Origin of the sequence: Halomonas sp. 3D7M (assembly GCF_014897885.1) — a bacterium.
Lineage (GTDB): Bacteria > Pseudomonadota > Gammaproteobacteria > Pseudomonadales > Halomonadaceae > Vreelandella.
Map to the genome: position 1 here is coordinate 1 of NZ_JABUZF010000030.1, position 6,842 is coordinate 6,842.

Annotated in this window: 5 protein-coding genes and 2 pseudogenes; 4 read left to right on the plus strand and 3 right to left on the minus strand. The window is 50.3% G+C overall.

Annotated elements, in window-relative coordinates; all coding sequences use genetic code 11:
- Positions 1-886: flagellar motor protein MotB (locus INT22_RS00635; RefSeq protein ID WP_193067489.1), on the minus strand; the 886-nt coding region annotated here is incomplete at its 3' end.
- 160 nt (positions 887-1,046) lie between these two features.
- Between INT22_RS00635 and INT22_RS00640 the strand changes: the two genes are divergently transcribed.
- From INT22_RS00640 to INT22_RS00650, 3 genes are read left to right on the plus strand one after another with little or no spacing between them, the layout of a single operon-like run.
- Entirely contained in the window at positions 1,047-1,757 is a 711-nt protein-coding gene (locus tag INT22_RS00640) for a hypothetical protein (protein WP_193059371.1), read from the plus strand.
- A gap of 4 nt (positions 1,758-1,761) precedes the next feature.
- Positions 1,762-2,355, plus strand: coding sequence for a FlgO family outer membrane protein (locus INT22_RS00645; protein WP_193059370.1), 594 nt, complete (start codon positions 1,762-1,764; stop codon positions 2,353-2,355).
- Positions 2,356-2,396: 41 nt separating this feature from the next.
- Positions 2,397-3,233, plus strand: a complete 837-nt coding sequence (locus tag INT22_RS00650; protein WP_193059369.1) for a glycosyltransferase family 32 protein — start codon at positions 2,397-2,399, stop codon at positions 3,231-3,233.
- Between the two features lie 78 nt (positions 3,234-3,311).
- Here INT22_RS00650 and INT22_RS00655 read toward each other — a convergent pair whose 3' ends face one another.
- A complete protein-coding gene (locus INT22_RS00655; RefSeq protein ID WP_226912304.1) occupies positions 3,312-4,490 on the minus strand; it encodes an O-antigen ligase family protein in 1,179 nt (392 codons plus the stop codon).
- Between the two features lie 234 nt (positions 4,491-4,724).
- Between INT22_RS00655 and INT22_RS00660 the strand changes: the two are divergent.
- Positions 4,725-5,471: pseudogene (locus INT22_RS00660) on the plus strand (IS256 family transposase); the annotation flags it as partial.
- 81 nt (positions 5,472-5,552) lie between these two features.
- Here INT22_RS00660 and INT22_RS00665 read toward each other — a convergent pair.
- Positions 5,553-6,458: pseudogene (locus INT22_RS00665) on the minus strand (M14 family zinc carboxypeptidase); the annotation flags it as partial.
- Positions 6,459-6,842: the final 384 nt, after the last annotated feature.

Sequence of the window (6,842 nt, forward strand, 5' to 3'; positions counted from 1 at the left end):
CTTCCAGTGCCTCAACGATCGCAATCGCCCGCGCACTTGAAAGCGCCCAGTTGGACGAAAACTCTGGGGTATTGATGGATTGGCTATCAGAGTGCCCCTCCACCCATACTTCCCCCTCGAAGCGCTGAATGGTATCCATCAACGACCCCACTAGCGTTGAGCCCCCTTCTGTCAACTGAGCATCGGCAGAGGGAAATAGCAACCGATCTTGTACACGCAGGCTGATCCCTTCGGCGACCCGGGAAACTTCAACGCCTTCCAAATTAGGTAGATACGTCGAGGCCTCCACACGCTCAGCCAATCTCTCATCAAGTGCTAATGCGCTATTCATCGCCACATCAGACACTTTTTGTACATTAATAGGTGGACGGTCGGTGAGCACTACCATGTAATCCGCCAACGGTGAAACAGCCTGACGCTCATCGGTAGGCAGCAGCAACTGCGGAAGACTACTAGTGACAGCCGATGTCTGCGTATCTATCGAGTCTTCTTCAATCCGCGCCAATAAAGGTGGCGCCTCCACAACAGCAGTGCGAGCTTTAGGCAACCCTGCCACACCCAACGCAGCGCTAATCGCAAACGGGCTGAGCGTATCACTACTAGGTGATACGCCGAGTACCGTGCGCTGCTGGCGGACTTCAGCAAGCGCATCCGGCAGGGGTATTTCTCTAGCAGGCGATGACTCATAGCCGTACTCATCGGCTGTTTCTTGCTGAAACAATGATGGGCTTGTCACATTTGCCGCAGCAATAATAATAACGAACAAGGCTACCAGTAGCGTCATGATGTCAATATAGCTAATCATCCAACCGCTATTACTTTCATCTTCTGGATAGGCAGTTAGCAGTGAATCATGGCGCGGACCAGCGCGGTGGTCTTCAAGCATGGGAGTTTTCACTCATTCAAGTTTTTAACCTCGTGGCCGATATAGGGTAAGCGTGGCAAACTAGTCTATCAAAAGCCGTTTCGTAGCGAGAAGGAACAATCAGGTGCGCACCCGACCTATGTCATCAAGAACTGCTTCATTATCGACAATGTCACCATCCATGGTTCAACTATTGCGCCCTGCCTGTATTGGACTGGCGAGCCTGATGCTAAGCGGCTGCTTTTATGCCAACACATCGCAGGCCCCCATTGCGACTACCTACCCTTATAGTGAGCAGCAGCGCATGCAAGCGGCTCAGCACTGGGAAGTGCTAGCCCAACACGAAGCGGCAGGCATTCTTCGCAGTGAACGGGTTCGCTTTAGAGACCTCCATATTCCAGCGCAAGAGCATACGTCAGTTAGCGCCTACTATGGTGGCGAATTTGAACGTGGCTTTCGTACGCTATTAACAAGCGAACTGGTGTCGCGTGGTGGAAGCGTGATGACACACCCCAGCACTGGCGGCGCCACCGTCCAAGTAGACGTTGAAGTTGTTGAGCATCGTGATCGCGGCTATATACGCCCACCGTTTGGTGCTTACACCGCCCTTGCCGGTGGCGTGACCGTGGCTAGCATGGCACTAGGAAACTGGAGCGAACCTGCACTTGCATTAATTCCCGCAGCGATGGTGGCAGATACGACCAGCGGCAGTTGGACTTATGAGGGCAAAGAGGAGGTTATCATCACTACCCAGATCGTTGATAATGACCGCATTCTCTACTCCTCTTCTAATATTTATTACATAAATGCTGGTGATCGACGTCACTATGCGCCACATCGTGTTCCTCAAGCGCCTGCAACCCCTACTGTTTCTATCACCAATACTTGGTAATTACATGCTTTCACTCTCTTCCTCTCTGTCTCCACTGCGCGGCTTAGCAGTTGGTGCACGCCTACTTATCGCTGCGTTGCTTATGCTGTTTTTGGCTGGTTGCACTGCACTTGGCAATAACAATGGCACGCGAAATGCCGAGCCTCAGCCAGATCTCTCCGAACTAGCTCATGAGGCTGCCGCGCAAATGGTCGCCAGCAACCCGGACCTTACACGCCACAGCCCGATGATTGCGGCTACTTTTGTAAGTATTGATAACTTAAGCCAATCGTCGACATTTGGCCGTATTAGCTCAGAAATTATGGCGTCTGCTCTCGCAAGGCAAGGCATGCAGGTGCGCGAAGTCAAGATGCGTGACAGCATGTTTATTGAAGAAACCGTTGGTGAATTAATTTTATCCCGCCAAGTTCAACGTCTTAGCGCCCAGCACAATGCACGCTCGATACTGATGGGTACTTATGCACAAGGCCAGGACTATCTCTATGTGAGTGCACGAGTCGTTCGCGCTGGTGATGCGATGGTGCTTGGCAGCGCTGACTTTAAACTGCCGCTGGATAATAACACCCGCAGCTTATTGGAAGGTCAAGGCGGCTGGTAATTGATTCACCGCTTGCCGCGATACGAATGAAAAGGATGAACATGCCCACCCGCACAAGCAAACCACTTATCGTGGCCACTAGTCGCTTGATAAAGCTATGCGCAAACATTACCAAGCTGCTTAGCTATATTTTTCATGCCGTGCTGCCGAACAAGCGCTTCACGCTGCCAGCCTATGCCGCGCCCTGGCTGAAACCTAAAAACAAGTCGACTATTCCTCGTATTATTTGGCAGACCAACTTCACTAATAGAGTGACTCTTCCGGTTTACTTGAATTACTTGTTTAATCGTCTCATGGCCCCTCGTTTCGAATATCGTTTCATGATTACCGACGCGCGGAGTGACTTCATTAAAGAAAATTTCGACGACGCCCTGTTCACCAGCTATTCAAAGTTACAAATTGGTGCGGCGCAGGCTGATTTTTGGCGCCTCATGGTGCTTTACAAATACGGCGGCGTTTACCTTGATATTGACGCACATGCCATCTGGCCGCTTTCCCGTGTTGTCCCTGGTGATATTGACGAACTCTACGTCACGACCCGTAAAGGTGAGCTGAGCAATTACTTCATCGCCAGCAAACCAGGTAACCCCAACCTACGCAGATTGATTGATCAAGTGCAGCAAAACATTGAAGAGAACACTCTCACCAACGTGTTTGAGCTCACTGGTCCTGGCGTATTCATTCAGCTATTAGATCAACGCACCGTCCCCACAGTGTCATACCGTCACGCCTGCAACCAAGGCAATTTTACTAACGAGCACTTCCAGTATATTGATAAAAAAGCGGGCAAATGGACAAGGGAGCAGAAAGAAGTTGCAATTGTCGCTTCTGAAACCGTAGAGCAATCCACAACTTCGCCGCATAAAAACGACTCATAAGTTAATAAACGTCGGCCTATATCCAGCCACAGCTGGTAATAAACCGACGTTTAGACGATTCAGCTTTATAGCATTTTTCTAGCCTTGAAATGCTCTACTGTAAGCACTGTAACATCCCCATATAACAGCTAACCAAAACGCATAAAACATAGCGCCGCTATTATGGGCTAAAAAGGTTTGGGATAGCCCAAAGTCAATGAACGCAACCGGAAGCAGCGTGCCCGCCACCGCTAATGTTCGTATTTGCAGGTTCTCGTGCACCACTCCAGAGGCAAACATTTTAAGCGGCACCATGTAGAGCATTACAAGCACAGCCAACCCCACTACCCCTCTCTTAGCCAGCGCATCGATAAATTCATTGTGCGCATGGCCAAATTGAGCCGCCACTGGAGAGATACTGTGTTGCTGCCCCAAATTAAGCATCGCCGCTTCATACCCCGACTCTCCCCAGCCTAGCAGCGGACGCTGAATAATTAATTGCGATGCCCCACGCCACATTTCAAAACGTAGCCCAAGAGAGGTATTGCTCTCCTCGCCTGAAACATAGAGGCTGATATCGCTAATCGCCGAATTAACGCGCTGCTGAACCCCCGTCTGAGGCAGTACAAATACCAACGTAGCCAGTGTCACAACCAGCCCAGCCACACTCACTTTTAGCGCCAACGGCAACTGACGGCCAAAACCACGATAAAGAACATAGCCAATGACAGGCAGACCCACCCAACCACCACGGCTACCTGACATCAGCGAACCCAGCATTCCCAGCAAAGCCCCTAGCAACAGTAAAACTACCCAAATTACGCGCTGACGCTGAAGTACCGCCCAGCCCAAACCTGCTAGACACAACACGCCCATTAACATGCTTAGATTGCCAAACTGGATGGGATGTAAATAGCCGCCAACACGCTCTATTCCATTGCCAAACCGTTGCCATAATGCCCAGCTACCTGCCCCTATTGCCCCCAGCGACAACCCACTCCATAACCATGCTTGGCGTGGCGGAAAGCGTAAAATGAGTAGCAATACCGGAATAGCTAGTAAAAAGCGTAATGGGCGATCAAAGCCTTTAGCGCCTAGATCTATGATGGAAAGCCCCCCCACGACAACTCCGTAGACCACTAAGGTCAGGATTATTCCGTAGTCTTTCGAGGTGAGTGAATAAGGCGATTGCAAAAACAACAGGGAAATGCTGACAAGTAATAACAACAGAGGGCCAATGGAGTAACCAGACGGAACAATGAGAGCCAAGGCTCCCATTAGAAACACTGCAACCCCAGTAACACTTCTTAGTGATTCAGAAGGAAAAAAAAGATGACTAAACATAAAGGTAGGCGACCCAGCGATTATATGGAAACCACAAATAGTAGCATAACCACCCTGAGAGCCTATTTACCACATTGTGTAACTGCCCGTGACTGAGTAATTTTTCAAAAAGATATCATCGCGGATATACAAGTGGACCAATAAAAACTCAAAGCGCCGTCCGCAAAACTGGCCAAAGACATCAAGTCCGAGAAAGACCTCGGAGCCCTCACCCAGCAACTCGAAAACTCACTGTTGAAACCGCGCTCAATGCCGAATCGTATGAACACCTCGGTTATGAGAAACATGCTCCGGCAGGTCGAGGCACCAGCAACAGCAGTAATGGCCTCTCTGCCAAACGACTAACAGGCCAGCATGGCGACGTACCGATTGAGTCACCCCGTGGCCGGGACGACTCTTTCGAGCCTCAGTTCATCCGCAAGGGGCAGTTCAGACTACCCCTTGCGGATGAACAAATCCTGGCATTGTATGCTAAGGAATTGATCAGACGAGATATCGTGGGCATCTTAAAAGAGATGTACAACCCGAGCATCTCGGCAACGCTGGTTTCCAAAGTGGCCGAGTGTGTAATCGATCAGGTTTACGAGTGACAAAACCGACCTGTTGATCCAATCTGCTCCATTGCTGATCTGGACTGCATCGTTCTGAAAATTCGTCAGGACAAGAAAGTGATTAACAAACTCCTCTACCTGGCTCTGGCCATCAACATGAAAGGCCAGAAGGAGCTGTTAGGTGTGTCGCTGGCCGATTCCTAAGGCGCGAAGTTCTGGCTATCGCGACTCACCGAGCTGCGAAGTCTTAGAGGACATCCTAATCGCCGGTGTGGACTGCCTCAAAGGCTTCCCGGATGCCATTGCAGCAGAATACCCTCTACAAGTCATTCATTCCGAATGGTCTTCAAAGCGGGCCTTAAGCCACGAGCAACTCCTGGGAAAGAGACTCAGAGGTACCAATTATGGGCGAAGTTTCCATAGGCGTTTCCAGTCCCGCGACTGCCTATTCTTGATGAGAATCTTCGCTCTCGCCTGCCCATTCGATCTCTTCTGCATAAATTTCGTCAAACGCGACCCTCTCGCCACGATCAGGTATCAGTGTTGCTAAATTGGGATCAATGCCATCGAAGCCGCTTTGCCCCATCGCCTCTATAACGCTAAGCATGCTCAGCACACCTTCAAGCACTACCGCGCTTGAGACCGCATCAAAATCAAGCTCTAAGCCTTCAAGCGCTTTTAGGCTCAACTCTTCCAGGCCACGTTGCTCAATAAGCAGTGTAAGAATGCCATCAATACCAATTCCGTTTCGAGCTATCTGAGGCATATCACCACCTGGAAAAAGCGACAAATAGCCATAATCAAAATCTTCAAGACCTTGAGATATCGCCACTGCTGCCTGCTGTGCTGTTGCAGTAATAGCAGGGGCAACGTCATCGTTGGTTGGCCACAAAATCGATATCGTTTCGAGCACGCCTGATTCGTTCATATAACTATTCTGGTTATGGTAATCAAGCATTAGTTCAGGCTGAAATGTTTCCAACGTCTGCTGAACCGCAGTAGCTTCTGGGATCAATGATGCATCAATAACTTCACTGGAATCCCATGTACGGTTGAGATCAATATCTTCAGCGTTACGACGCGGATCAATGGTTGTTTCAGGGTCTAATTCACCGGCAACGAGATCCTCCCAGCGCTCAAAACCGTCAGGATTGACTCTTGGCATCACGGCTAACGTCACTTGCTCACGTAACGCTTGAGCAGCTTCGCTGTCACCACTCAACCACTCTAGCAAATGCATAGCGGCTTCTGTCCCGGTTAGTTCATCACCATACTGTTGCGTCACTATCATTAACTTACGCGGCCCTTCTCCGACCGTAGCACTGTATAAAGGCCTACCCTCCACAGACTCACCTTGCGTTGTGTACCGTTAACCTCCTATGGCTTCTTTCCGGCCGGAGCCCCCACCGTTGGGCAGTGACGCCCTTGCCAGCCGGACTGCCGTCCCCTCAGCCGGGGTGACGTCACTTTCTTTCAGGTAACCGGGTTTGCTGGCTTCGCCGGGCAAACAAAAAGCCAGTCAGCGTTAGCTGACTGGCTCTAGACAAGATATCACTGCCTGACCACTAATTATCCCGGCTTATTCATGAGGCCGACCTGAAAACGAAGATAGCGGATGGTATTCTCTTGAAAATTCAGTGTGTTCCGCCAAGAATCTGAACCAAGAGAGCCATCCGCTATGGGTGAAACCCTAACGACCTGGTCGCCCTCGTGCAACGGCTCTGTCCGTGTTGAG

Excerpts from the sequence above, each read along its gene's own strand:
- INT22_RS00650 (WP_193059369.1), top strand. The coding sequence starts at position 2,397 with ATGCCCACCCGCACAAGCAAACCACTTATCGTGGCCACTAGTCGCTTG.
- INT22_RS00645 (WP_193059370.1), top strand. The coding sequence starts at position 1,762 with ATGCTTTCACTCTCTTCCTCTCTGTCTCCACTGCGCGGCTTAGCAGTT.
- INT22_RS00655 (WP_226912304.1), bottom strand. The coding sequence starts at position 4,490 with ATGGGAGCCTTGGCTCTCATTGTTCCGTCTGGTTACTCCATTGGCCCT.
- INT22_RS00640 (WP_193059371.1), top strand. The coding sequence starts at position 1,047 with ATGGTTCAACTATTGCGCCCTGCCTGTATTGGACTGGCGAGCCTGATG.